The following is a 23,714-nucleotide window of genomic DNA, read 5'->3' on the forward strand; positions in this document are numbered from 1 at the left end:
ATTCAAGAAGCAAGACACATGCCACCGCCTGGGCCGCCTGCTTGTGCGGCAGTCATTGCCGAGACCGGACGGGTCATGCCGTACGCGAGGCATCGTGCCTATTTTTTGGACGCCTGTCCATAATCGCTCCTAGCGGCGTCCACTGCATCTTGAATGTTTCATGAATCCGTCTCTAGGCTGTCGGCGGACAGGAGAATGCCATGCTCAAATATCTCGCTCCCAAATCGATCAAGCCGCCTTTCGCCCGCTACAGCCACGGCGTCGAAATACCCGCCGGAAAGCGCCTGGTGCTGTGCTCGGGACAGCTGGGTATCGGCCCCGACGATGCGGTGCCGGAGGATGCCGGGGCGCAGACGGAGCTTTGCTTCAAGAACATCGCCGCGATCCTCAGCGAAGCCGGGCTGACCTTGAACGACACCGTGCGCATCAACGCCTTCGTCACCGATCGTGCACATCTGCAGGCCTATATGGATGTCCGCAACCGGCTCTTTTCAGAACCGGCGCCGGCCTCCACATTGATCATCGTCGCCGGCTTCGCCCGCCCGGAATTCAAGGTCGAGGTCGAAGTTCTGGCAGCCGGCTAGCTGTTGCCGGGGATAGCCTCTAGACCTCGGGCCGGACAGCAGACCAATCAGGAGACGAAAAGTGACGACAAGACGTGTGTGGTGGGGCGACTACCGGACGACCGAATACGCCTCGATCGACGCCGAAGCGACCATCGCCGTGCTGCCGGTGGCGGCGATCGAGCAGCATGGCCCTCACCTTCCGGTCTCGACCGACACCTCGATCATGATCGGCATGCTGGAGACGGTGATCGCGCGCCTGCCCGACGATCTCGACATCCGCATCCTGCCGGTGCAGGCGATCGGCAAGTCGAACGAGCACCTGCATGCGCCGGGAACACTCACTTTGCCCGCCACCACCTTGGTCGACGCCTGGACGGAACTTGGCCTGTCGGTCGCCCGCGCCGGGGTGAGAAAGCTGATCGTCGTCAATTCGCATGGCGGCAATGAAGAGATCATGGGCATCATTTCGCGCGAATTGCGCGTGCGCGCCAAAATGCTGTCGGTGAAGACGAGCTGGCAGCGATTCGGCCGCCCGGCGGGCATGTACACCGAGCTGGAGGACCGTCACGGCATCCATGGCGGCGACGTCGAGACATCGCTGATGCTGCACTTCCGGCCCGACCTCGTCGACATCAGCAAGGCGGAGAAATTCGTCTCCAATGTCGGCCGCGCCGAAAAGGAATTCGCCCTGCTGCGCCACACCGGCACGCACGCCTTCGCCTGGATCGCCAGCGATCTCAATCCGAACGGCGTTGTGGGCGACGCCTCGATCGCCACGGCCGAGAAAGGCCGGCTGACGGCGGAAATGCAGGCCGACGGTTTTATCAACCTGGTCAGGGATGTGCGCAAGGCAAAGCTTGCCGAGTGGCTGTCGTAGCGGCCGGTCCGCTTTGACTTAGGCTTCGATCCCCAGTTCGAAGGGTATCCCCTCGAATGCATCGGCGCCGCGCCCGATCGCCTCGATCGCCGCGATCATGCGGCCGTCGCGCTGAAGCAGCGTGTCGGCGACGGCGATCAGGCGCGGATTGGGCGTAGCCGTTGGCGAGAGAAAGCGCAGTGTCCTTGCGAGTTCCATCTCGTCACGCTTCGGGGCCAGCGCCGCGGCGATGATGTAGGCCGAGGCCGTCGAGCGGCTGACGCCGGCATAGCAATGCACCACCAGCGGCTTCACGCGGTCCCAGCGATAGGCGAAATCGAGCAAGGCCCGCACATGCTCCTCGCCCGGCATGGTCATGCCCTCCTGCGCCACGGCGATATCATGCATGACGAGATGCAGGTGGTTTTCCGCCAGGATCGAGGCCGGGCGGGTCACCTCCGTGCCGGCGGCAAGCAACGACAGCAACCGCTGCGCACCGGTTCTTGCCACGGTTTCGTCGACCTTCGACAGCGAACAGACATGGATCATCGTCCGGACTCCCTCGGCGCATCTTCGCGCTGAGCTGCCCAGCCGGCAAGAGCGCCTTCAAGTCGCTGCCATTCCGCTTCGTTGCCCGGCAAACCGACACGCAGCACTTGAGGCCGCTCGGCAAAATGACGGACCAGCACACCGCGCTCACCAAGTGCCGAAAACAGTGTTGAGGCCTCGGCAAACGACAAATAGCGGAACAGGCTGGTGCCGCCGGCGGCCGGAACATCGAATCGGCCAAGCAGCGCGTCGAGCCGCACGGCATCCCCCGCCAAGCGTTGCCGCATATCGGCCTGCCACTTTGCATCCGACAAGGCGCGGATGCCATATTCGAGCGCCGGGCCGGCCACCGCCCAGGGCCCGAGCTGTGCATCCAGCCGCTCGGCCGTCAGCGGATCCGCCAATGCAAAGCCGAGTCTCACGCCCGCAAGGCCGAAGAACTTGCCGAACGATCGCAGCACGACGATGCCGCCCGCCGCCAGGTCGCCGGCAAGGCTTTGCTCGATCGGGCCGACATCCATGAAGGCTTCGTCGACGACGAGCAGCCCGCCTTTGGCGCGAAGCCGCGCCGCGAGGTCGAGCAGCCGCGCCTTTTCGATCACCCGCCCGTCCGGATTGTTGGGGTTGACCAGCACCGCAAGGTCCGCCTCGGCCAGCGCGTCGAAATCGCTGACTTCAGCGATCGCATGGCCGGCGATAGCCGCCGCCCGGGCGTGTTCGGCATAGGTCGGGCCGAGCACCAGGGCCTTGCCTGGCCGCACCAGCGAGGCGACGCGAGGCAGGAGAATCTGTGTGCCGGGCGCCGCCGCCACATGCATCGCCGAAGGCGCGCCATAGGCCGAAGCCGCAATTTCGGCCAATTCCCGCAGTTGTCCTGCCTCCGGCAATCGGGACAGGGCGGTGGCGGGCAGGTCGAAAAGCGGGTAGGAGTGCGGATTGATACCTGTCGAGAGGTCCACGAAAGGTTGTGGCGCATGAGGAAAAAGCGCGCTTGCCCGGCCAAGGCTGCCGCCATGATCAACCGCTGCGATCGCGCCGCTTAGAAGCTTCATGTCTGTCCTGATCGCTTTCCTGTCACTCGCCGTCGAACGAGCCCTCGGTTATCCCGACTGGCTGTTCAGCGCCATCGGCCATCCGGTAACCTGGATCGGCAGGCTGATATCCTTTCTCGATCGCCGGCTCAACCGCGCCACCGATTCCGACGAATTGCGTCGCCGACGCGGCGTCCAGGCCTTGCTCGTCATTCTGCTGGTGCCTGGGCTCATCGGCCTTGCGCTGCATGTTCTGCTGTGGATGATGTTCCCGACGGGTCTCGTCATCGCCGCCGTCCTCGGCTCCACGCTGCTGTCGCAGAAGAGCCTCGCCGAGCATGTCGAGGACGTCGCCGACGCGCTGGAGACCGGCGGCCTGACGCTCGGCCGCATCGCGGTGTCGCGCATTGTCGGCCGCGATCCGGAAAAATTGGACAAAGCAGGTGTCGCCCGAGCGGCGATCGAAAGCCTGGCCGAAAATTTTTCGGACGGCATCGTCGCGCCCGCCTTCTGGACCGGCATCGGCGGCCTTGGCGGAGGTGCTGCCTACAAGGCCGCCAACACCGCCGATTCGATGATCGGCCACCATACGCCGAAATACGAAGCCTTCGGCCGTGCGGCCGCCCGTTTCGACGATCTCATCAACCTGCCCGCATCGCGGCTCACCGGCCTGCTCATCGTGCTGGCGGCCTTTCTTGTCCCGGGCGCCGATCCGCGTAGCGCCTGGCAGGTGATGCGACGCGACGCCAGGAAACATCGTTCGCCCAATGCTGGCTGGCCGGAGGCGGCGATGGCCGGCGCGCTGGGGCTTTCGCTAGCCGGACCGCGCAGCTATGGCGGCGAAGTCGTCGAGGACGCCTTCATGGGCGAAGGCGGCCGCCGCGAGGCCGAAAGCACCGACGTCCGACAAGCGCTGAAACTCTACCGCATCGCGGACTGGCTGCTGCTTGGCCTGTTCGCGGTCGTCTCGGCGATCGTGATCTATCTGACCATCTTGATCAGCGGCTGAGGCGCCTCAAAATTCAATTCCCTGCTGCGCCTTCACGCCGGCGGAGAAATGGTGCTTGGTCAGCCCCATTTCGGTGACGAGGTCGGCTGCCTCGACAAGCAGCGGCTTGGCGTTGCGGCCGGTGACGATCACATGCAGATCGTCCCGGCGCGCCTTCAGCGCCGCGACAACCTTTTCCAGATCGAGATAATCGTAGCGCAGCGCGATGTTGAGCTCGTCGAGCACCACGAGGCTGATCGAGGGATCGGCCATCAGCTCGAGCGCCTTGGCCCAGGCGGCTTCGGCGGCGGCGATGTCGCGCTTCAGATCCTGCGTTTCCCAGGTGAAGCCCTCGCCCATCGCATGCCAGACGACACGGTCGCCGAAAGCGGCGAAAGCGTCCTTTTCGCCGGTGTGCCATTTGCCCTTGATGAATTGGACGACGCCGACACGCTTGCCATAGCCCAGCATTCTCAGCGCAAGGCCGAAGGCCGCGGTGGTCTTGCCCTTGCCCGGCCCGGTGTTGACGATCAGGAGACCTTTCTCGATCGTCTTGCCGGCCACCTCGGCATCCTGCACCGCCTTGCGCTTGGCCATCTTGGCGCGGTGGCGCTCGGCGTCCTTTTCCTCGATTTCAGCCATGTCATTTCACCTTGAGCGGCAGCCCCGCCACCATCATGAGAACGCTGTCGGCTGTCGCCGCGACCTGCTGGTTGAGCCGGCCCGCGGCGTCGCGGAACCGGCGCGCCAGCGCGTTATCGGGCACGATGCCGAGCCCGACTTCGTTGGATACCACGAACCACGGCCCGCGCGGCCGCGCCAGCACCTCCTTGAGCCGCCGGCATTCGGCCTCGACATCATGTTCGGCCAGCATGTGGTTGGTGAGCCACAGCGTCAGGCAATCGATCAGCACAGGTTGGTGGGCCGGCAAGGCCTCGATTGCGCCGACCAGGTCGAGCGGCGCATCGACGGTGACCCAACCTTCGCCGCGCCGCGACCGATGCAGCGCAATGCGCTCGCGCATCTCGTCGTCATAAGCCTGTGCTGTGGCTATGTAGGTCCAAGGCGACGGGTTAGCGGTCGTCAGGCTCTCGGCATGCGAGCTCTTGCCCGAACGGGCACCGCCCAGGATGAAGGTCAGCTTCCGATCGGAAGCTCTATTGCCGCTCGCGGCTGTCGCGCCGGTCATTCCTGCCTTCACCTTTGGATGAAAATTGTCGTGGCCATCAGGCCGACGGCGCGACTTTAGGCAGAAGCCCTGCGGCCGGCAAACCAAATTCCGCCACCGCGCGGCGCGATTGCGGCACGGCTCATGGCTGCTGCGGGCCGGCAATCCGGGCGGCGACCAGCTGCTGCAACCGCCACAGATGCCCATCATGGATGCCGCGCTGCTCTAGATTCTTTACCGTATTGTAGAGATAGTCGGCGCCCGAGCCCCAATGGCCGCAGGATGTCGCAAGCCTCTCCACCACCTCGTCCTCACTGAGCGGGCCCGCATAAGTCGTACCGCTGCGATTGATGACGAAAGCTAGCGCACGCAACGGTCCCTTGTCGGTTGAGAGCTGCAGAAGGCGCGGCCAGTAGCTTGTCGGCTTCAATGTCATCTCGCGCCGGAAAAGCTTGTCCAGCCCCTGCCTGCGGTTGTTCTCGACCAGCCGGAAAGCAACCCCTTTGCACTGGCCTCCGCGATCAAGCGCCATCATGAGGCCGGGTTGCTCCTTGGTTCCGCGCCAGCGCGTCATCTTCATGCAGAATGAGCGGTGCCAGCCGCGCGCAAGCGCCACGCGTTCCTCGGTGTGCTCGATCTCAGGCTTCCAGATGAGCGATCCATAGCCGAACAGCCAGAGCGGCTCCGTCGCCGGAAGCTCGGCCTCGAACGCATCGAGCATCGCCACATAGTCGCCGTCATCCAGATGCGCCGCATCGGGATCCGGTCCCGCATCCTCGACCCTGCGGAAGCAGCGGGCGACTAGTTCCTCGGTAAGCGACATGGTTCTTGGCAGCATGCGCGCGACCTTAAGGTTCCTGTGCGACCGAAACAATGCGGCCGCCTCGCGATGACAACTCCTAGGCCCGGGTGTCGGCTGTCGCTAAAGCAATTCCAGGAAAAGTGCGCGGCGGTTAGGCTCGGCGCCTTCGCCGTAGCCTTCCGTCCGGAATTGCGTAAAAACAAAGAATTACAGCAGGTCAGCGATCCCATCGGGCGCTGAACGGCTCGATCAGGGAGTAGCCGATGCAGCCCGATCCGAGCGAACGCGCCCCTTGCAACGGCCTGACCAGCCTCCAGCCGACCTTGCCGTCCGCGGACTATTGGCACGCTGACGCCTACCGGCGCGATCTGGACGCCATCTGGTACCGAAGCTGGCTGATGGTCTGCCGCGAGGCCGATATCGCCGAGCCCCTCGCCTTCCGCACGGTGCGCATCGGCAGCCAGGAGATCGTCATGCTGCGCGACGAGACCGGCGCCTTGCGCGCCTTCCACAATACCTGCCGGCATCGCGGCTCGCAGCTTTCCCAGGAGAGCGCCGAGCGGCTGAAGGCCAGGCTGCTGACCTGCCCCTACCATGCATGGTCCTATTCGCTGCGCGGCGATCTCGTGCGCGTGGCGTCGAAATCGCTGCCCGAGGGCTTCGACAAGGCCGATTATACGCTCTACCGCTTGGCGCTCTCGGTCTGGCGCGGCTTCGTCTTCGTCAACCTAGCCGAGCATCCCGACGGCTCGGCGGAAAGCTCGTTCGATCGGGCCTCCGGCGATCTCTCCAACTGGCCGTTGGAAAGCCTCGTCACCGGCCACCGGCTCACCAAGGTGATGAACTGCAACTGGAAGATTTTCTGGGAAAACTTCAACGAATGCCTGCACTGCCCGGGCGTGCACAAGGATCTGTCTCGGCTGGTGCCGATCTACGGCCGCGGCCTGATGGCCAGGCATGATGATCCCGAATGGGCGCGTCACGCCGACAATGACGCGCCGGAATTCTCCGGCCGGCTGCGCGCCGGCGCCGAAACCTGGTCCAGGGACGGCCACGCCCATGGCCCGGTCTTTTCCGGCCTGACCCCGGCCGAACGCGCCGCCGGCCGTGCGCGGCCGTCAGGCAGCGTTCAAAACGCCTTCGGCAGATAGCGCCAGGTGACGAAGCCGCAGAAGGCGGCCAGGATGCCGAGCGTGACGAACACCGAGCCGAGGCCGAAGAAGGTGAGCACCACCGAATAGACCAATGGCGGCGTCAGCTCAGAGAAATCGAGATAGGTGCGATAGACCGCCGCTATCTGCGCCTTCTCGTAAGCGCGCACCGAGCGCATGAAGGCGGTCGAGCCGAGCGCGTCGAGGGCGATGGTGAAGAGCGCGCCGCAGAGCAGCAGCGCGCCGGTGAAGAGCGGCGCGGCCTCGCCGACGCCGCCCGCGGCAAACAACACCGCCGACATGGCGAAATAGGCGAAAGTCATGACCTTGCGCCCACCGAAGCGCTTGCCGGCCCTGCCCCAGAAGATCGCCACGAACAGAAGCGCATTGCCGGCCGAAACCAGCAAGCCGCCGGCGAGCTCGCCCTGGCCGGTGATCACCATGAACAGCGGGCCATAGACGAAGAACGTCGTCCAGAAGCAGGAGCGGCCGAAGGCGATCAGCCAGGCAAGCCTGAGCCTTGGCTGCTTCACGAAGCGGCCGATATTGGCGAGCGGATTGGCGGGACGCGACTTGCCGGGCCGGATCGACTGGTTGTCGCTCAGCCGGTAGAACCAGAACAGGCAGAGCAGCGCCAACGCAAACACGACGACCGCACCATGCGCGGCATAGATGCCAAAATGCGTGTAGAGGAAGATGCCGAGCGTCGGCCCACCGGTCCAGGCGAACATCGACCAGGCCATGCGCAGCGATTCCGCCTGCATGAAGTCGGTCTTGCGGATGTGGTCCATAATGTAGAGGTTGAGCGTGATCGACAGCGCGCTCGCCCCCATCACACGGCAGAGCATGCCGGCAATCTGTCCGGGCAGCGTGTGGGTGACGAAGAAGGCCGAGCCGATCGCCAGCAGCACGCAGCCGGCCGTGTAGACCCAGCGCCGCGCGAAGCGGCGGATCAGCATCGGCATGAACAGCGTGACCGAAAGGCCCATCAGCGACACGATGGTGTAGAGGATCGACACGATCCGCTCATTGTGCAGGATCTCGTAGGCCTGGATCGGGATCACGCTGGAGATAGTGGCGCGGGCGAAGGATTCCACCGCATAGAGCGAGGCGAAGGTGCGCGCATCCGCCGGCCGCAGGACCGGAAGCCAGATCGGATGGCGCACATGGGTGGACATCGGCCCTCCGAGACGTGAATCACGCGCCCGAATCTGGCCGGACCAGCTGCCGGCCAGTAGCAGGAAACCGACCCCGGCAGGCCGAAAAGCGAAGCCTGCCAAAGGCTTTCCGCCTCTGGCCTAAGGCTGAATTTCATGCCTGCCATGAAATGCATTGATGGCCGCCTGCTTCTGTCGTCCACTTGAACCGTGATAGTCGTTTGGCAGGACTGAATCGGATCGAAATGATGAGCCTTCAAACGACGAGCGCCCCTGTTCAGGACGCGCCAAAGCACGGCCGCATCCAGGCCATCGACATCCTGCGCGGCATCGCGCTGATCGCGATGGCGAGCTACCACTTCACCTGGGATCTCGAAAATTTCGGCTACACCGCGCCCGGCCTCACCGCTTTCGGCTGGTGGAAGCTTTACGCACGCTGCATTGCCTCGACCTTCCTGTTCCTGGTCGGCGTCAGCCTCTTCCTCGCCCACGGCCGTCAGATCCGCTGGCCAGGCTTCTGGAAGCGCTTCGCCATGGTGGCCGTCGCCGCGGCCGCCATCTCGGTCGTCACCTACATCGTCACGCCGGACGGATTCATCTTCTTCGGCATCCTGCATGAGATCGCGCTGGCGAGCCTGCTGGGCCTCGCCTTTCTCAGGCTGCCCTGGCTGCTGACGGCGATCATTGCCGCGGCGGTGATTGCAGCCCCCTATTATCTGCGGTCGGAGTTCTTCGACCATCCGGCGCTGTGGTGGGTGGGCCTTTCCGCCACCAACCCGCGTTCCAACGACTATGTGCCGCTTTTCCCGTGGTTTGGCCCCGTGCTTGCCGGCATCGCCACGTTGAAGCTCGCTTCCGCCACTGGCCTGCTCGCCCGTCTGGGAACATGGCTGCCCGGCCGCTGGTCGAAGCCGCTGACCTTCATTGGCCGGCACAGCCTCGCCTTCTACCTCATCCATCAACCGCTTCTGTTCGGCTCGGTGTGGCTGTTCTCGCAGGTTATGCCCGCCGCCCCTCAGGACAGGGAAGCCGGCTTCCTGCCGGCCTGCCAAGCGCAGTGCGAACAGCAGCGGGACAGCAAGTTCTGTACGAGCTATTGTGGCTGTATGCTGGACACGCTGAAGGGCGAAGGGTCTCTCGACAAGCTCTACGCCAACGATCAGTCCAGCGTCTGGAAATCGCATCTGGCCGACCTCGCGGAAACCTGTACTGCCGCGACCGAGGACAAGATGGAGGGAGGACAGCAATGACGGGCATTGCAAAGCCCAGACACGGGATCATTCCCTGGCCGCCGGTGATCTATGTCGCGGCGATTGCGCTAAGCGTCGTCCTCGGCATGCTCTACCCGCTGCCCTGGATCGGCGACATCTTCGGCGATCTCATGTTCGGCGTCGGCTGGGTCGCGCTGTTCGGCGTCGCCATGCTCTGGATCACGGCCATCCGTGTCATGATGCGGGCCAAGACGACATTCGACCCCAATGCCGAGCCCGATCACCTGGTGACGTCGGGCCCCTTCGGCATCACCCGCAACCCGATGTATCTCGCCAACACGCTGCTGCTGATCGGCGTCGCCTTCATCACCGGCATCGCATGGTTCCTGCTCTTTGCCTTCCTCGCCGCCTTCGCGACGCAGAAGCTGGCGATCGAGAAGGAAGAAAAGATCCTGGCGGCGAAATTCGGCAAGAAATACCGCGACTACGCAAAAAGGGTGCGGCGCTGGATTTGAGGCTGCCTCGCTTGGATCGGTCGCGGGGTCAGGCGTCGTTAGCGGGTGGGCTAGCGTGCTTCGCCTTTAGCTAGCCGCAGCGCCTCTCCCGTCGTCATTCTATGGCGAAGCTGAGAGGCTCCGGCTAATCTCGAACGTTTGCGATAGTTGCCCTGCAAATCTCCTGCTCACCGCACTTCACGTATTCACACCCAGCTCGGCCAGCCGCTCCACGCAGGACTCTTCCGCCTGGTCCAACTCGGCCAGCGTCTCTTCCAGGTCGCGCCTTTTCTGGCGCAGGTCCTCGCGCTTTTCTTCGATGCGCTTGATCATCAGCTTGAGCTGGCCGACCTCGCCGGGCGGCTCCTTGTACATCTGGATGATCTCGCGGATCTCGTTGATCGAGAAGCCGAGCCTTTTTCCGCGCATGATCTGACGGATGAGATGCCGGTCGGACGGCCGAAACAGCCGCGTGCGGCCGCGCCTTACAGGCTGCACCAGCCCTTCGTCCTCGTAAAAACGCAATGTCCGCGTCGACACCTCGAACTCACGCGTCAGCTCGGTGATCGTATAATATTCCCGCATTCCCGCTCCCAAGCCCGGGCATCGCCGCCTGAAGCTTCGCCCTTCCCTCCGATGGCACCATCCGCGCCGGAATCGGCACGTAACCCCACGGCAACCTCGCACGGCATTTACGTAAAAGTCAATTAACGCCGGCATGGATTTAGGGCACTCTAAACCACCACGTCGCCAGCCCCAAGAAGGCAAAGAAACCGACGCAGTCGGTGACCGTGGTGACGAAGACGGCGGAAGCCACCGCCGGATCAATCTTGAGGCGATCGAGGACCAGCGGGATGAGTATCCCGGCAAGCGCAGCCGCAAACATGTTGATGATCATAGCCGCCGCGATGATGCCGCCCAGATTGGGATCGCGGAACCAGAAACCGGCCACCATGCCGATGAGCACGGCAAACACCACGCCGTTGACGAAACCGACACCGAGCTCGCGGCGGATGATGCGGGCGGCGTTGTAGATATCGAGGTCCCTGGTCGCGAGCGCGCGCACGGTGACGGTCATGGTCTGCGAGCCGGCATTGCCGCCCATTCCGGCGACGATCGGCATCAGCACCGCCAGCGCCACGATATGCTCGATCGTGCGGTCGAACAGGCCGATAACCGAAGCGGCGAGGAAGGCGGTCACAAGATTGACCAGCAGCCAGGGCACGCGCGAGCGCGAAGTGGCGAGCACCGTGTCCGACAGTTCTTCATCGCCGACGCCGCCCATGCGCAGAAGGTCCTCTTCCGCCTCTTCCTGGATGACGTCAACCACGTCGTCGATGGTCAGCACGCCGACCAGCCGCCCGTTCTCGTCGACCACGGCTGCGGAGAGCAGGTTGTACTGCTCGAACTCGCGTGCCGCCTCTTCCTGGTCCATCGTGGCCGGGATCGCATGCAGGGTCTCATGCATGACCTGCTCGACCTTGACCGCGCGCTTGCTGCGCAGGATCTGGTCGAGATCGATGGCGCCGAGCAGCTTGAAACTCGGATCGATGACGAAGATCTGGCTGAAGCGCTCGGGCAGGTTCTTGTCCTCGCGCATGTAGTCGATGGTCTGGCCGATCGTCCAGAAGGGCGGCACGGCAACAAACTCGGTCTGCATGCGCCGGCCGGCGGTCTCTTCCGGATAGTCGAGTGCGCGCCTGAGCCTGATGCGCTCGGTGAAAGGCAGCTGCGACAGGATCTCGTCCTGGTCTTCCTTCTCGAGATCCTCGAGAATGTAGACCGCGTCGTCCGAATCGAGCTCCTGCACCGCCTGCGCGATCTGCGCATTGGGCAGGTTGTCGACGATGTCGAGGCGGATCGCCTCGTCGACTTCGGTCAGCGCGGAGAAGTCGAAATCGGAGCCGAGCAACTCCACGAGCGCGCGGCGCTGTTCGGGGTGAAGCGCCTCCAGCACGTCGCCCAGTTCCGACTGGTGCAGGTCGTCGACTTCGCGCTTGAGGGTGATCGTGTCGCGGTCGGCGATCGCCGCGCCGATCCGGGCGAGGAAGGAGGCGCGCACGGCGCCGTCCTCGCCATAAATGTCGGCGTGGCGCTCCTCGGCGGGCGCGGCGCCGGTCGTCTGTCTGTCCTGGCTTTCCACCAGCGCCTCCCGCAACGAGGAATCCCGAAATGAGGTCTAGTGCATGATCCCGGAAAGTGGAAACCGCTTTTCGGGATATCCAAACCTGTGCGGGAGATAGCGCGGCAGTAGGATTCGTCTTGGAAAGACGTCGCGCTAGCGCGCGGAATAGCCAAGGAAATGTGACGGTCGCCTTCGCCCCGCAACTTCTTGGAAACAGCGCGCGGCGCCCGCGTCGCGGGTGCGACAATCGCTTCAGCCGGCGCGACAGCGCATGTCGCTGGGGAAAGAGCACCCCTTCCCTATTGAGGCAGAATTGTCATGATGCATGATCCAGCTGATCAGCGCATCGCCAAATGCTCCGAGGACAAACGCTGCCCTTGAACATCAAGTCTGGAAAGACGAGCGAAGGAAATGCCGAGCGGCGCGTTCGCGTGGTCGTCGCCGAACGCAATCCTTTCGTCGTATCGGCGCTGCGCGAGATGCTGGAATGCGACGGTCGTTTCGATTTGCTCGGTGTCGTGCACAGCGGCGCGCAATTCCTGGAACTGGCCGCCGCCACGCAATTCGATGTCGCCGTCGTCGGCTGGAAGCTCGCCGATATGGACGGCGCCGACCTGCTCACGGAAGTTCAGAGCCGCCAGCTTGGCGTGCGCATCACGATTTTTTCCAACGACCACGATATCGGCATCCTGAAGCAGTGCGTGCGCCTCGGCGCGCAGGGCTACTGCTTCCAGTTCGACGATCCGCCCGTCATCTTCGAGACGATCCTGGCGGTCGCGCATGGCCGTATCTGCATCCCGTATATCGACATCAACAAGGTCAACGACACGCCGCTGTCCCGCCTCACCGTGCGCGAGCGCGAATTGCTGGCGGTGCTTTCCGACGGCTGGACCAATTTGCAGATCGCCACGCGGACGGGGATTTCCGAGAACACGGTGAAGTATCACCTGAAGAACCTCTACGACAAGCTGGAGGTCCGCAACCGCGCCATGGCCGTCGCGCTTTATTCCAGCGAGAAACGCCGCACCTCCAAATCACCTATCGGGTAGTCCGACCGGGTAGGATCATCCCACCCGCAAGGGCCAACAACTTACCCGGCAAGGTGTTGTTGCCGGACCTCGCCGAGATGAAACTTCCTCCACAATCCCAACGATCGGAGGAGTTTCGCGCATGGCTGGGTTCACGCATCTTTTCATCCCGGGGCCCACCAATATTCCGGAGCAAGTCCGGCAGGCCATGAACCTGCCTATGGAGGATATGCGCGCCGCCTCCTTCCCCGACCTGACCTTGCCGCTGTTCGAGGACATCAAGCGGGTCTTCAAGAACGAGACCGGCCGCGTCTTCATCTATCCCTCTTCCGGCACCGGCGCCTGGGAAGCGTCGATGACCAATGTGCTCAGCCCTGGCGACAAGGTGCTGATGTCGCGCTTCGGCCAGTTCTCGCATCTGTGGGTCGACATGGCCGAACGCCTCGGCTTCGATGTCGACGTCATCGACTGCGAGTGGGGCACCGGCGTTCCGCTCGAAATCTATGCGGAGCGGCTGAAGGCCGACAAGGCGCACCTCATCAAAGCGGTGTTCTGCACGCAGAACGAGACCGCGACGGGCGTCACCAGCGACGTCGCCGGCTGCCGCGCCGCGCTCGACGCCGCCAACCATCCCGCCCTGCTTTTCGTCGACGGCGTCTCCTCGATCGGCTCGATCGACTTCCGCCAGGAGGAATGGGGTGTCGACTGCGCCGTCAGCGGCTCGCAGAAAGGCTTCATGCTGCCGGCAGGTCTCGGCTTCCTGTCGGTCAGCAAGAAGGCGCTCGCTGCGTCGCGCCTTTCGACGCACCGGCGCTGCTTCTTCTCTTTCGAGGACATGATCCGCGCCAACGATGCCGGCTATTTCCCCTACACGCCGGCCACCCAGCTGCTGCGCGGCCTGCGCGCCTCGCTCGACCTGATCGAGGAGGAAGGGCTGGACAACATCTTCGCCCGCCACCATCGCCTGGCCGAAGGCGTGCGCAAGGCGGTCGACGCCTGGGGCCTGAAGCTCTGCGCCAGGGCGCCGAAATGGCATTCCGATACGGTCAGCGCCATTCTCGTGCCGGAAGGCATCGACAGCGGCGACGTCGTCAAGCGCGCCTATCGGGCCTACCAGACATCGCTTGGCGGCGGCTTGAACAAGGTGTTCGGCAAGGTCTTCCGCATCGGCCATCTCGGCTGGCTAAACGAGGTGATGGTCTGTGCTTCGCTGTCGGCGGCCGAAATGGCGCTGCTCGATTGCGGCGTGCGCCTGGCGCCCGGCTCGGGCGTGGCGGCGGCGATCGAGCACTTCCGCCGCACGGCCGACGTGCCTGTCGCCAAGGCGGCGTGAGAGGCGCATCATGAGCCACACCATCAATCATCTGAAGAAACTGCGGCTCCAGCGCAGCGAGCTCGCGGTCCCGGGCTCCAGCCCGGAAATGATCGACAAGGCGGCGAACAGCGCCGCCGACTTCGTGTTCCTCGACATCGAGGATGCGGTCGCGCCGCCCGACAAGGAACGCGCGCGCAAGAACATCATCCAGGCGCTGAACGACATCGACTGGCGCGCCAAGGGCAAGACCGTCTCGGTGCGCATCAACGGCCTCGACACCCATTACATGTACCGCGACGTCGTCGATGTCATGGAACAGGCCGGCGACCGGCTGGACACCATCCTGGTGCCGAAGGTCGGCGTTCCGGCCGACCTCTACATGGTCGAGGCCATGGTCAACCAGATCGAGATGGCGAAGGGTTTCAAGACCCGCGTCGGCCTCGAGGCGCTGATCGAGACGGCGCTCGGCATGGCCAATGTCGAAGCGATCGCCGCCACGCCGGGCCGGCTGGAAGCCATGCATTTCGGCGTCGCCGACTATGCCGCGTCCAACAAGGCGCGCACCGTCAACATCGGCGGACTCAACCCCGACTATCCAGGCGATCAGTGGCATTTCGCCCTGTCGCGCATGACGGTCGCTTGCCGTGCCTATGGCCTGCGAGCCATCGACGGACCGTTCGGCGATTTCTCCGACCCGGAAGGCTACAAAGCGGCCGCGAGGCGCGCCGCAGCGCTCGGCATCGAAGGCAAATGGGCGATCCACCCTTCGCAGATCGCCCTGGCCAACGATGTATTCTCGCCGCCGGAGAAAGAAGTCACTCGGGCCAGGCGCATCCTCGAAGTGCTGAAGGAGGCCGAGGCGCTCGGCAAGGGCGCGGCGGCGCTCGACGGCAAGATGATCGACGCCGCGTCGGAGCGCATGGCGCGCAACGTGCTGGTGGTGAACGAGGCGATCGAGCGCGCAGGCCAACTCGTTAGCGAACAAAAGCCGCAAGCCGCGCAATAGACATACCGGGAGGACATGATGGACATCCACGAATACCAGGCCAAGGAACTGCTTGCCCGCCACGGCGTGCATGTGCCGCGCGGCGGCCTCGCCTACAGCCCCGAGCAGGCGACCTACCGTGCCAGGGAGATCGGCGGCGCGAAATGGGTGCTGAAGGCGCAAGTCCACTCCGGCGCGCGCGGCAAGGCCGGCGGCATCAAGCTCTGCTCGAATGACGAGGAGATCTCCAACGCGGCCGAAGCCATGCTCGGGCGCAAGCTGGTCACCCACCAGACCGGCCCGCGCGGCAAGCTGATCTCGCGCCTCTATCTCGAGGAAGCGGTCGATATCGCGCAGGAGCTCTATCTCGGCTTCGTGCTCGACCGCAAGGAAGAGCGCGTCATGATCGTGGCGTCGGCCGCCGGCGGCATGGAGATCGAGGAAATCTCCGAGAGAAAACCTGATTCCATTATCCGCGCCACCGTCGATCCCGGCGTCGGCATGCAGGGCTTCCAGGCGCGCGAGATCGCCTTCGGCCTCGGGCTCGAGAGCAACCTGATCGGCAAGGCGACCGAAACCATCCTCGGCTGCTACCAGGTGTTTCGCGACTACGACGCCTCGATGCTGGAGATCAATCCTCTGGTGGTGACGCGCGACGGCAGCCTCGTCGCACTCGACGCAAAAATGTCGTTCGACGAGAACGCGCTGTTCCGCCGGCCGGAGATTTCCGAGCTGCGCGACAAGAGCCAGGAAGATCCGCGCGAGACTTTCGCCAGCGATCGCGGCCTCTCCTATGTCGGGCTCGAGGGCAATATCGGCTGCATCATCAACGGTGCTGGCCTCGCCATGGCGACGATGGACATGATCAAGATCGCCGGCGGCGAGCCGGCCAATTTCCTCGACATCGGCGGTGGCGCCTCGCCGGAGCGGGTGGCGAAATCCTTCCGCGCCGTGCTCGGCGATAAGAATGTCGAGACAATCCTGGTCAACATCTTCGCCGGCATCAACCGCTGCGACTGGGTGGCCGAAGGCGTCGTCAAGGCGATCCGCGAGGTCGGCGTCGACGTGCCGCTAGTGGTGCGCCTTTCCGGCACCAAGGTCGAGGAAGGCCGCAAGATCCTGGCCGATTCCGGCGAGGCGGTGATCGTCGCCGATACGCTGGCCGAAGCCGCCGAAAAGGCCGTCGCCGCCTGGCGCGAAGCCAGTAAGAACAAGAAAGCAGCCTGAGGGAGGTCGAGAAATGGCAATCCTGCTCAACCGCAGCACGCGCGTCATCGTGCAAGGGTTCACCGGCAAGATCGGCAGCTTCCACGCCGACGACATGAAGCGCTACGGCACCAAGCTGGTCGGCGGCGTCACCCCCGGCAAGGGCGGTCAGACGCATCTCGGCCTGCCCATCTTCAACACCGTCAAGGGCGCCGTGCGCGAAACCCGCGCCGAGGCCAGCATCGTCTTCGTGCCGCCGCCCTTCGCCGCCGATTCGATCATGGAAGCGGCCGACGCCGGCATCAAGCTTTGCGTCTGCATCACCGACGGCATTCCCTCCCAGGACATGATGCAGGTCAAGCGCTACATGCGCCGCTACCGCTTCGAGGATCGCATGCGGCTGGTCGGCCCGAACTGCGCCGGCGTCATCACGCCTGGACAGGCGCTGATGGGCATCATGCCGGGTAGCATCTATCTGCCTGGACGCGTCGGCATTGTTGGCCGTTCCGGCACGCTGGGTTACGAGGCCGCCTCGCAGATGAAGGCGCTCGGCATCGGCGTGTCGACCAGCGTCGGCATCGGCGGCGATCCCATCAACGGCTCGTCCTTCAAGGACATCCTGCAGCTATTCGAACGGGACGACGACACCGACGCCGTGGTGATGATCGGCGAGATCGGCGGCCCGCAGGAAGCCGAAGCCGCGATGTGGGCGCGCGACAACATGCGCAAGCCGCTGATCGCCTACATCGCCGGCCTCTCCGCACCGAAGGGCCGCCGCATGGGCCACGCAGGCGCGATCATCTCCGCCTTCGGCGAGTCGGCGCAGGAGAAGGTCGAGATCCTGAAAGAAGCCGGCGTCGTCATCGTGCCGACCCCTGCCTCCTTCGGCGAAGTGGTGGCCGATACGCTGGCACGGACGAAGAAGGCGGCTTGACGGCCGACCAGGCGAAAGTCGCGGAAAGCGGAAAGTGGAAGCCAGTCTCGTGCCGGCGATCTTTGCGACCGCCGGTCCCCCGATCGGCTCGCCTTGCGGGTCGACGCGCCTTTGGCAAAAAGCAATTCGAGGAAACTGCGCAGCAATTTTGTCGGGAATTGCGAATACTTAGCGCGGCTACAGCGGCGATCGACGGACGTTCGGACCAGCGGCTTTGGAACTGAGCAAACCCATCAAATTTCGTGAGGACGAGCGCAGCCTGCTGTTGCGCCTGCTGCTTCAGGTCGCGAGCGCACGCGAGCCCGAGATCGCCGCGGTCCTGAGCGGCCGCAGGTCGCTCGTCTCGCTGGCCCCCGAGCAGCGCATCCCGGCGCTTCAGGCGAGCGGCGTCTGGTTTCAGTTGCTAGCGATTGCCGACGAGTTGCTTGCCATGCGGGCGCGGCGCGAGCTCGAGCAAGGCGCGGGCGCCGACGAAGTGCCTGGGTCGTTCGCCAGCGTGATTGCCGAGATGGCAGCGAACGGCCACTCGGCGGCCGAAGCTCAGGCGGCGCTCGACGAACTTTGCGTCGGCCCGACCATGACCGCGCATCCGACGGAGGCAAAACGCGTCACCGTGCTGGAGATCCACCGCCGAATCTATCGCAAGCTGACCGAGCTCGACCAGCCGCGCTGGGCGCCGCGGGAACGCGATCTCCTGGTCGCCGACCTGGAGAGCGAGATCGAGCTTTTGTGGATGACGGGCGAGCTGCGGCTGGAGCGCCCGACGGTCGAGCGCGAGATCGCCTGGGGACTGCATTTCTTCCGCGAAGTCATCTTCGAGGCAACGCCGCAGCTCTATGGCAAGCTTCAGGACGCTTTCGAGCGTCACTATCCCAGCGAGCCAATCAAAATTCCCTCCTTCATGCGCTATGCCTCGTGGATCGGCGGCGACCGCGACGGCAATCCGAATGTGACGGCCGAAGTCACCGCCTACGCCATGGCCGAATACCGCAACACCGCCATAGGCTGGTATCTGGCGCAGGTGCAGCGGCTGGTATCGGTGCTCAGCGCCAGCACGAACGTCATCGAGCTGCCGGCCAGCTTCAAGCAGGTGCTGCAATCAGCGCTTGAGAAGAGCGGCGAGTCGCAAGCGATCGCCGTGCGCAACCCTGACGAACCGCTCCGCCAGTTCGCTTCGGCCCTGCTTGCCCGGCTGGTCGCCACGCGCGATGGCGGTAAGGCGTCGTACCTCTCGGCGGAGGCGTTTCGGGCCGATCTCAACGCGCTGTCTTCGGTTCTGGAAGCGATCGGCGGGCGCGCGGTGGCCAGGCGTTTCGTCCAGCCGCTGCTTTGGCAGGTCGGAAGCTTCGGTTTCCGCACCGTCTCGCTCGACATCCGGCAGAACTCCACAGTCGTCAACCGGGTGCTGGCCGAGCTGTTCGCGCTGACGAATCCGGCCGATCCCGTCGCCCCCGGCACGTCGCAATGGTCGGCGCGCATTCGCGCGGCCCTCAGCCAGGGTGAGCGGCTGGAGATTGACGAAAGACGGCTCTCGCCCGAAGCAGCCGAGCTGCTTTCGACATTCTCGGTTATCGCCAAGCAGATCTCCGGCTCCGATGCCGATGCGGTCGGCTCTTTCGTGCTCAGCATGACCCGCTCGGCCGACGATCTGCTCGCGGTCTACCTGCTGGCGCAATATTGCGGACTATCAACCGCGCCCGGTGGCGGTGGCACGATCAGGCTGCGGATCGTGCCGTTGTTCGAGACCATCGCCGATCTGCAGGCAGCCCCTGCCATCCTGAACGGGCTACTCGGCGTCTCGCTGGTGCGGCGGACGGTGCGCGATTTCGGCGCGCGTCAGGAAATCATGCTTGGCTATTCGGATTCCAACAAGGATGGCGGCTTCCTCGCTTCGAATTGGGAGCTGGCAAAAGCGCAAAAGCGCCTCGCCGCCATCGGCCGCAAGCACAACACCAGGATCAGCTTCTTTCACGGCCGCGGCGGCTCCGTCAGCCGCGGTGGCGCGCCGACCGGCCGGGCGATCGCGGCGCAGCCGCAGGGCACCGTCGTCGGATCCATGCGGGTGACCGAACAGGGCGAGGTCGTGTCGTCGAAATTCGCCAATCGCGGCACCGGCCTCAACCAACTCGAGGTTCTCGCCGCCGCCGTGCTGGCGCACGGTGTCCGATCCACGGGCGATGCTAGGCCTAAGGAGACGCCGGAGTTCGACGAAGCGCTGGAAGCGCTGGCGGGCATGTCGCAGGCGTCCTACGCCGGATTGATGGCCGAGCCGGGCTTCCTCGACTATTTCAACCAGGCGAGCCCGGTCGCGGAACTGGCGCTGCTGAAAATGGGCTCACGCCCGGATCGTCGCTTCGGCACCAGCGGCATTGCCGACCTGCGCGCCATTCCATGGGTGTTCGCCTGGAGCCAAAACCGGCATCTGCTGACCGGCTGGTATGGCATCGGCAGCGCGTTGAACTCCTTCGTCACGGTGCGCGGCGAGACCGGGCGCGAGCTTCTGGCCCGCATGTTCGAGCACTCGCGCTTCTTCCGCCTGGTCGTCGACGAGGCCGAGAAGACGCTCTACCAATCCGACATGGAGATCGCGCTGCTCTATGCCGGCCTGGTATCCGACGGCGATGCGGCGCGGCGAATCCACGCGCGGATCGCCGCCGAATACGAGCTGACGCGACGCCTGATTGGCGACCTCACGGGAGGCGATCTTTCCGGGCGCTTCCCGATGTTCAAGCGGCGTTTCGACAATCTGCGCCGGCAGATGGACGACATTCACCGGCTGCAGGTCGAGCTGCTGCGCGAAGCTCGGGCAGGCACCGGCGCAGATCAAAAGCGGGCGACCGACGCCCTGCTCGTCTCGATCAACTGCATCTCGGCAGGACTTGGCTGGACTGGATAGGCACCGTTTGCCGAGTTGCCGGGATCGCCTTGCGTCAAGCTATAGCGGTGTGGTCTCATCACCCGCCGCCGCTTGACTTTGATCCACTGAACCGCAGGCAGCAACGAGATCGGTCGCGCCGATGCCAAATTCTACAGGGTTGGTGAGAATGGTGCGGTCGAGAAGACTCGAACTTCCACGGGTTGCCCCACAGCGACCTCAACGCTGCGCGTCTACCAATTCCGCCACGACCGCACGTGGTAGGAGCCGGAACCGTCCGGCCCGGGGCCTGTAGCAAATCGTTTCCGGCGAAACAAGTGCGCTGAGCGGAATATTCGCTAATGCGTATCACCCACAAGTGCGCAGCAGTTTTGGGAGGACGACGTGCATCAGACAAAGCGGCTGGCACAAGCCTCCGCGGCCCGGCTTAACGTTGGCGGAACTGGACGTTTTGGCCGATTGCCGCCATATGAGAGGAGCATCGAGAAAGTCCATGACAGAACGCAGCCAGATCGCCACGTCGTTCCTTCCCCTGCCTGGTTCGGCGCCGGTGGAATGGGTGATCGAACCCGGCCTCACCTCTTATCCGGATGCGCTGGCCTTCATGGAGGCGCGCGCCGAGGCGATCCGCAGCGGTGCTGCCGGCGAGATGGTCTGGCTGGTCGAGCATCCGCCCCTCTACACCGCCGGCACCAGCGCCCGCACCGAAGACCTGATCGATCCCGACCGCTTCCCGGTCTTTGCCGCAGGTCGCGGCGGCGAATACACCTATCATGGTCCAGGCCAGCGCGTGGCCTATGTGATGCTTGACCTGAAGCGCCGGCGCGAGGATGTGCGCGCCTTCGTCGCGGCGCTCGAGCAATGGATCATCGCCACGCTCGCCGCCTTCAATGTGCGCGGCGAACGGCGCGAGGACCGCGTCGGGGTCTGGGTGGTGCGGCCGGACCGGCCCGCCCTGCCCGACGGCTCACCCGCCGAAGACAAGATCGCGGCAATAGGCATCCGGCTTCGGCGCTGGGTGAGCTTTCATGGCATCGCCATCAATGTCGAGCCGGATCTCGGTCATTTCAGCGGCATCGTGCCCTGCGGCGTCTCGGATCACGGCGTGACCAGCCTCGTCGATCTCGGGCTCCCGGTCACCATGGCCGATCTCGACCTGGCGCTGAAAGCTGCGTTCGAGGATGTGTTCGGGCCTGCCGCCGTTCCGGCTGCAGAGCCTGCTCGCAAGGCCGGCTGAACATCGCTCCGCCTGGAGTGTGTTGAGATTCAGGTCAGGCCGAGCCGAAAATGGTGGGTTCCGAGAACCGGCCTACGCCGGCCGTAGCCTTCATAGAGCAAAGACACTTATGAGGGCTTCGGCCGGCGAAGGCCGGAGCGGAGCGTACTTAAGTACGTGAGCACCGGAAGCGCAGGAGGCTGCCGTTTGCAGGCCGGCCTCATCTGAATATCAACATACTCTACATCAGCTGCGCGGATGCCCACAGCATGCCGTAGCCATGGATGGCAAAGACGGCGAGCAGCGCGCCGGCCATGACCAGCCGGTCGAAGGTCTTGATCGGCTTCAACTCGTGACGCGGCTTCACGCCGCTGCCCATGGTTATCAGGCTCAGCATCGCGAAGACCGCGCCGGCGATCAACAGGAAGCTCGGCGAAAAGCCGGCCCGCCAGCCGAGCGCCAGAAGCGCCGACAAAAGCAGGAAGGACGCCAGAGCAAGTGCGGCCGCCCCGGGCAGATCTGGCGCAGCACCTGCCCGCCGTCGAATTTCCATACCGGCACCAGATTGGCGATGTTGAACAGCGACGCGCAGCCGGCAAGCGTCGCCAAAAGCATGGCGGCAAGCCGATGTCCTTCGCTGCCGGCGAAGCCGCTGGCAGCGATCAGCACCGGCACCAGGAAGGCGGAGAAGCCGGCACCCATCAGCGCCACGAACGCAACCTCGAAGCGGCTGTCATAGGGCCTGCCGCCCATCGCGAGGCCGCCAAGCAGCGGAATGAAGATCATCCGCGCCCGGCGATGCCCCGTCAGGCGGAAGGCGGCCATATGGCCGAGCTCGTGCAGGGCGACCACCGACGTCAGGATCGCGGCCAGGGCCAGGCCGCCGAGGTTGAGGCCGAAGAACGGCCACAGGATCAGGGCCGAAAGTGCGGCGAAGCCGATCTGGCTCAGCGGATGCTCGAACCAGCCGCCCTTGCGATAGGTACCGGTTGCCGCCCAGACGTCGAGCTTGCGCAATTCGCGGCGCATGGCGAAGAAGCGGAATATAAGAAACGCGACACCGCGATAGCGATCGGTCTGCGTAAGCGTGACCCGTGTCGCATCGCCCTCCGGCACAAGCTCGGCGGTCTCACGATAATTCGCCCAGAACGAGGAATCGAGCACCGTGTCCTCGATGACGGTCATCGAGAAGCGTCTGCCCTCGCTGACCTCCTCAAACCGCGCCTTGCGGTCGATCGGCCGCCCGTCCCGTCCTTCCCAGGAGAGCCGGATCAGCGCCGTCCCTTCGCCGTCCAGCGGCTCGGCGGAGAGGATCTCGCCGGACCAGCCGGCATCGCCGCCGAACGGCCACAGCGCCTGCCAGAGGCGTTGGCGATCGGCCTTGATCACGCGGCTGACGGTGACCGTGCGCAGTCCGAGCGGCACGGTCATCAAAAGGAAGATCAGTCCGAGATTGCCGGCCACGAGGGTGACCGTGACGATGACCGACACTTGCCTTGGCTCCCTATCTTGAAGGAGCAGCCTAGCGGCAGCGCGGCCAAGAAAGACTTAACAACAATGGGCGGGCCCTTGCCGTCCCGGGCGGGCTCTTGCCCGTTCCGTGGGCGGGCTTTGCTTATCCCACAGGCGGGCCTTGTTGCCCGCCCGAACAACGGCGGGCCATTGCCCGTCCCGGTAGCGGCGAAGCCGCCTGATCACATGGCGCCGATCCAGATCGCCATGGAAACGAGAAAGGTGCTCATGCAAACGAGCGAGACGACATCCTGAACCAGATCAGACATAACTCTCTCCGTTGTTGTAATGTTCATAATTTGTTCTAATTTTGTTCGAATGTCAACGACCGTCTGAGGTGCGCCAGATTGATTTCGGGCGATCTGTTTGGGCAGGGTTAAGGAAAGATTGACGGCGGATTGGGCTCGGTGCGCAGAGCCAGGCGCAAGCCGAGATTCGGATCAGGCTGAGTCGAGGACGGTAGGTTCCGAGAACCCGAACGGAGCGTACTTAAAATACGTGAGTACCGGAAACGCAGGAATCTGCCGTCCGCAGGCCAGCCTCAT

At 64.3% G+C, this 23,714-nt stretch carries 23 protein-coding genes and 1 tRNA gene; 13 read left to right on the forward strand and 11 right to left on the reverse strand.

Annotation, left to right across the window (positions count from 1 at the left end):
- The first annotated feature begins 200 nt into the window (after window positions 1-200).
- On the forward strand, window positions 201-584 hold the full coding sequence (locus tag O7A05_RS04125; RefSeq protein WP_337091679.1) for a RidA family protein: 384 nt from the start codon (window positions 201-203) through the stop codon (window positions 582-584).
- A gap of 61 nt (window positions 585-645) precedes the next feature.
- On the forward strand, window positions 646-1,443 hold the full coding sequence (locus O7A05_RS04130; RefSeq protein WP_337091680.1) for a creatininase family protein: 798 nt from the start codon (window positions 646-648) through the stop codon (window positions 1,441-1,443).
- Window positions 1,444-1,461: 18 nt separating this feature from the next.
- On the opposite strand, the gene O7A05_RS04135 is transcribed toward O7A05_RS04130, so the two are convergent.
- Both O7A05_RS04135 and cobD read right to left on the reverse strand, forming a co-directional pair.
- Window positions 1,462-1,971 (reverse strand): tyrosine phosphatase family protein, encoded by a 510-nt coding sequence (locus O7A05_RS04135; RefSeq protein WP_337091681.1) that lies wholly within the window; start codon window positions 1,969-1,971, stop codon window positions 1,462-1,464.
- Entirely contained in the window at window positions 1,968-3,023 is a 1,056-nt protein-coding gene (cobD, locus tag O7A05_RS04140) for a threonine-phosphate decarboxylase CobD (RefSeq protein WP_337091682.1), read from the reverse strand. Before cobD ends, O7A05_RS04135 begins: the two co-directional genes overlap by 4 nt.
- Between cobD and cbiB the strand changes: the two genes are divergently transcribed.
- On the forward strand, window positions 3,022-4,011 hold the full coding sequence (gene cbiB / locus O7A05_RS04145; protein ID WP_337091684.1) for an adenosylcobinamide-phosphate synthase CbiB: 990 nt from the start codon (window positions 3,022-3,024) through the stop codon (window positions 4,009-4,011). The two genes, cobD and cbiB, sit on opposite strands and share 2 nt — an antisense overlap.
- Before the next feature lie 6 nt (window positions 4,012-4,017).
- On the opposite strand, the gene cobO is transcribed toward cbiB, so the two are convergent.
- The 3 genes from cobO to O7A05_RS04160 form a co-directional block, all read right to left on the reverse strand.
- A complete protein-coding gene (gene cobO / locus O7A05_RS04150) occupies window positions 4,018-4,632 on the reverse strand; it encodes a cob(I)yrinic acid a,c-diamide adenosyltransferase (protein WP_027168966.1) in 615 nt (204 codons plus the stop codon).
- Window position 4,633: 1 nt separating this feature from the next.
- Window positions 4,634-5,179, reverse strand: a complete 546-nt coding sequence (cobU, locus tag O7A05_RS04155) for a bifunctional adenosylcobinamide kinase/adenosylcobinamide-phosphate guanylyltransferase (protein WP_337091685.1) — start codon at window positions 5,177-5,179, stop codon at window positions 4,634-4,636.
- Window positions 5,180-5,300: 121 nt separating this feature from the next.
- Window positions 5,301-5,996, reverse strand: a complete 696-nt coding sequence (locus tag O7A05_RS04160; protein ID WP_337091686.1) for a gamma-glutamylcyclotransferase — start codon at window positions 5,994-5,996, stop codon at window positions 5,301-5,303.
- Window positions 5,997-6,223: 227 nt separating this feature from the next.
- Between O7A05_RS04160 and O7A05_RS04165 the strand changes: the two genes are divergently transcribed.
- A complete protein-coding gene (locus tag O7A05_RS04165; protein ID WP_337091687.1) occupies window positions 6,224-7,111 on the forward strand; it encodes an aromatic ring-hydroxylating oxygenase subunit alpha in 888 nt (295 codons plus the stop codon).
- On the opposite strand, the gene O7A05_RS04170 is transcribed toward O7A05_RS04165, so the two are convergent.
- On the reverse strand, window positions 7,090-8,289 hold the full coding sequence (locus tag O7A05_RS04170; protein WP_337091688.1) for an MFS transporter: 1,200 nt from the start codon (window positions 8,287-8,289) through the stop codon (window positions 7,090-7,092). The genes O7A05_RS04165 and O7A05_RS04170 overlap by 22 nt on opposite strands.
- Window positions 8,290-8,516: 227 nt before the next feature.
- On the opposite strand from O7A05_RS04170, the gene O7A05_RS04175 reads away from it, so the two are divergent.
- Window positions 8,517-9,518, forward strand: coding sequence for a heparan-alpha-glucosaminide N-acetyltransferase (locus tag O7A05_RS04175; protein ID WP_337091689.1), 1,002 nt, complete (start codon window positions 8,517-8,519; stop codon window positions 9,516-9,518).
- Window positions 9,515-9,994, forward strand: a complete 480-nt coding sequence (locus tag O7A05_RS04180) for a methyltransferase family protein (RefSeq protein WP_337091690.1) — start codon at window positions 9,515-9,517, stop codon at window positions 9,992-9,994. Before O7A05_RS04175 ends, O7A05_RS04180 begins: the two co-directional genes overlap by 4 nt.
- 177 nt (window positions 9,995-10,171) lie before the next feature.
- Here the strand turns inward: O7A05_RS04180 and O7A05_RS04185 are convergent, their stop codons facing one another.
- Together O7A05_RS04185 and mgtE are read right to left on the reverse strand one after the other, a co-directional pair.
- Complete coding sequence (locus O7A05_RS04185; RefSeq protein WP_337091691.1) at window positions 10,172-10,558, reverse strand: MerR family transcriptional regulator; 387 nt, start codon at window positions 10,556-10,558, stop codon at window positions 10,172-10,174.
- A gap of 139 nt (window positions 10,559-10,697) precedes the next feature.
- Window positions 10,698-12,116: a magnesium transporter gene (gene mgtE, locus O7A05_RS04190; RefSeq protein WP_337091693.1), complete on the reverse strand. Its 1,419-nt coding sequence runs from the start codon at window positions 12,114-12,116 to the stop codon at window positions 10,698-10,700.
- Window positions 12,117-12,475: 359 nt separating this feature from the next.
- Between mgtE and O7A05_RS04195 the strand changes: the two genes are divergently transcribed.
- The 6 genes from O7A05_RS04195 to O7A05_RS04220 all read left to right on the forward strand — a co-directional run bounded on the left by O7A05_RS04195 (window position 12,476) and on the right by O7A05_RS04220 (window position 20,462).
- Window positions 12,476-13,147 carry a response regulator transcription factor gene (locus O7A05_RS04195; protein ID WP_337091694.1) on the forward strand — a complete coding sequence of 224 codons (672 nt, stop codon included), beginning with the start codon at window positions 12,476-12,478 and terminating at the stop codon, window positions 13,145-13,147.
- A gap of 121 nt (window positions 13,148-13,268) precedes the next feature.
- The gene (locus tag O7A05_RS04200; protein ID WP_337091695.1) at window positions 13,269-14,459 is read left to right on the forward strand and encodes an aminotransferase class V-fold PLP-dependent enzyme; all 1,191 of its coding nucleotides are present in this window, start codon (window positions 13,269-13,271) and stop codon (window positions 14,457-14,459) included.
- 10 nt (window positions 14,460-14,469) lie between these two features.
- Window positions 14,470-15,447, forward strand: a complete 978-nt coding sequence (locus O7A05_RS04205; protein ID WP_337091696.1) for an HpcH/HpaI aldolase/citrate lyase family protein — start codon at window positions 14,470-14,472, stop codon at window positions 15,445-15,447.
- Between the two features lie 18 nt (window positions 15,448-15,465).
- On the forward strand, window positions 15,466-16,653 hold the full coding sequence (locus O7A05_RS04210; protein WP_337091697.1) for a malate--CoA ligase subunit beta: 1,188 nt from the start codon (window positions 15,466-15,468) through the stop codon (window positions 16,651-16,653).
- Window positions 16,654-16,666: 13 nt separating this feature from the next.
- Entirely contained in the window at window positions 16,667-17,566 is a 900-nt protein-coding gene (gene sucD, locus O7A05_RS04215; protein WP_337091698.1) for a succinate--CoA ligase subunit alpha, read from the forward strand.
- Window positions 17,567-17,780: 214 nt separating this feature from the next.
- On the forward strand, window positions 17,781-20,462 hold the full coding sequence (locus tag O7A05_RS04220) for a phosphoenolpyruvate carboxylase (RefSeq protein ID WP_337091699.1): 2,682 nt from the start codon (window positions 17,781-17,783) through the stop codon (window positions 20,460-20,462).
- A 149-nt stretch (window positions 20,463-20,611) separates the two neighbouring features.
- On the opposite strand, the gene O7A05_RS04225 is transcribed toward O7A05_RS04220, so the two are convergent.
- Window positions 20,612-20,696 (reverse strand) — tRNA-Leu (locus O7A05_RS04225).
- A 238-nt stretch (window positions 20,697-20,934) separates the two neighbouring features.
- On the opposite strand from O7A05_RS04225, the gene lipB reads away from it, so the two are divergent.
- Window positions 20,935-21,678 carry a lipoyl(octanoyl) transferase LipB gene (gene lipB / locus O7A05_RS04230; protein ID WP_337091700.1) on the forward strand — a complete coding sequence of 248 codons (744 nt, stop codon included), beginning with the start codon at window positions 20,935-20,937 and terminating at the stop codon, window positions 21,676-21,678.
- A gap of 220 nt (window positions 21,679-21,898) precedes the next feature.
- Here lipB and O7A05_RS04235 read toward each other — a convergent pair whose 3' ends face one another.
- Together O7A05_RS04235 and O7A05_RS04240 are read right to left on the reverse strand one after the other, a co-directional pair.
- A complete protein-coding gene (locus O7A05_RS04235; RefSeq protein WP_337091701.1) occupies window positions 21,899-22,078 on the reverse strand; it encodes a hypothetical protein in 180 nt (59 codons plus the stop codon).
- Complete coding sequence (locus tag O7A05_RS04240) at window positions 22,075-23,148, reverse strand: SRPBCC family protein (protein ID WP_337091702.1); 1,074 nt, start codon at window positions 23,146-23,148, stop codon at window positions 22,075-22,077. Before O7A05_RS04240 ends, O7A05_RS04235 begins: the two co-directional genes overlap by 4 nt.
- Window positions 23,149-23,714 lie beyond the last annotated feature (566 nt).

It is taken from the genome of Mesorhizobium argentiipisi (SeqCode), from assembly GCF_037179585.1.
GTDB lineage: Bacteria > Pseudomonadota > Alphaproteobacteria > Rhizobiales > Rhizobiaceae > Mesorhizobium > Mesorhizobium argentiipisi.

Coding starts and splice junctions, on each gene's coding strand:
- O7A05_RS04180 (WP_337091690.1), top strand. CDS start 9,515: ATGACGGGCATTGCAAAGCCCAGACACGGGATCATTCCCTGGCCGCCG.
- cobO (WP_027168966.1), bottom strand. CDS start 4,632: ATGGCTGAAATCGAGGAAAAGGACGCCGAGCGCCACCGCGCCAAGATG.
- sucD (WP_337091698.1), top strand. CDS start 16,667: ATGGCAATCCTGCTCAACCGCAGCACGCGCGTCATCGTGCAAGGGTTC.
- cobU (WP_337091685.1), bottom strand. CDS start 5,179: ATGACCGGCGCGACAGCCGCGAGCGGCAATAGAGCTTCCGATCGGAAG.
- O7A05_RS04210 (WP_337091697.1), top strand. CDS start 15,466: ATGGACATCCACGAATACCAGGCCAAGGAACTGCTTGCCCGCCACGGC.
- O7A05_RS04205 (WP_337091696.1), top strand. CDS start 14,470: ATGAGCCACACCATCAATCATCTGAAGAAACTGCGGCTCCAGCGCAGC.
- O7A05_RS04165 (WP_337091687.1), top strand. CDS start 6,224: ATGCAGCCCGATCCGAGCGAACGCGCCCCTTGCAACGGCCTGACCAGC.
- cbiB (WP_337091684.1), top strand. CDS start 3,022: ATGTCTGTCCTGATCGCTTTCCTGTCACTCGCCGTCGAACGAGCCCTC.
- O7A05_RS04170 (WP_337091688.1), bottom strand. CDS start 8,289: ATGTCCACCCATGTGCGCCATCCGATCTGGCTTCCGGTCCTGCGGCCG.
- lipB (WP_337091700.1), top strand. CDS start 20,935: ATGACAGAACGCAGCCAGATCGCCACGTCGTTCCTTCCCCTGCCTGGT.
- O7A05_RS04175 (WP_337091689.1), top strand. CDS start 8,517: ATGAGCCTTCAAACGACGAGCGCCCCTGTTCAGGACGCGCCAAAGCAC.
- O7A05_RS04160 (WP_337091686.1), bottom strand. CDS start 5,996: ATGCTGCCAAGAACCATGTCGCTTACCGAGGAACTAGTCGCCCGCTGC.
- cobD (WP_337091682.1), bottom strand. CDS start 3,023: ATGAAGCTTCTAAGCGGCGCGATCGCAGCGGTTGATCATGGCGGCAGC.
- O7A05_RS04135 (WP_337091681.1), bottom strand. CDS start 1,971: ATGATCCATGTCTGTTCGCTGTCGAAGGTCGACGAAACCGTGGCAAGA.
- O7A05_RS04185 (WP_337091691.1), bottom strand. CDS start 10,558: ATGCGGGAATATTATACGATCACCGAGCTGACGCGTGAGTTCGAGGTG.
- O7A05_RS04125 (WP_337091679.1), top strand. CDS start 201: ATGCTCAAATATCTCGCTCCCAAATCGATCAAGCCGCCTTTCGCCCGC.
- O7A05_RS04200 (WP_337091695.1), top strand. CDS start 13,269: ATGGCTGGGTTCACGCATCTTTTCATCCCGGGGCCCACCAATATTCCG.